Below are 692 nucleotides of genomic sequence, written 5' to 3' on the forward strand. Positions count from 1 at the left end.
TTTTTATCCATCTTCCTGACCGACTTCTTCGGCTACACGGATGCGCTGCTACGTTTCGACCGCACTCGTCGCAAGGTGTGGATGTTTGTCGGCACACGTACGCCAATCGAACTCGACTGGGACAGGCTCACCCCCGTCTCCCAGGGCGTCACTCCCGCCAACACCAACGTCAACACCTTCCGCGCCGTGCTGCTCGTCGATCTCGATGAACAGGGCGAGGTCAGATTCGATGGACACTTTCCGCGCATCGCCAGTCTCGGCCAGACTTCGCTGAACGAACAGTACGCGCTTGGCCAGTACGAATACGTGCGCCAGTTCATGGAAGCCGGCCCCGCCAGCCTGCCGCGCTGCGAGACCTATCTCGAACACCGTACAGGCCTGCGCGATCTCCTGAGCTTCTTCGATCTGCTCGACATTCCGCGCAGGTTCGACTGGCACGATCCGCAGATGAAGGGGTTCGGCCTGCTGCTGTTGGTCACCCTGGCCTGCACGGCGATGGCGCCGATGATCATGCTCTTCAGCATCGCCAGCTGGATCGCCTATCGCTGTAACCGCGTTCCCACCTGGCCCGCACAGATCGAGGCCTGCGCCGCCGAAGGGGGCGTGATGCGCCCGCCCGCAGATGCCCACTCACAGCGCCAGCCCATCGTGTGGAAGGAAGTACCGTTCATCCTGCTGTGGACGGGTAGCGC

1 protein-coding gene is annotated in these 692 nt (G+C 62.3%); it reads left to right on the top strand.

All coding sequences use genetic code 11. The features are described 5' to 3' along the window. On the top strand, window positions 1–692 hold a 692-nt coding region (locus KFO72_RS41885; protein ID WP_225034562.1), incomplete at both ends, for a DUF6708 domain-containing protein.

The organism is Paraburkholderia sp. XV, from assembly GCF_020177535.1.
Lineage (GTDB): Bacteria > Pseudomonadota > Gammaproteobacteria > Burkholderiales > Burkholderiaceae > Paraburkholderia > Paraburkholderia caribensis.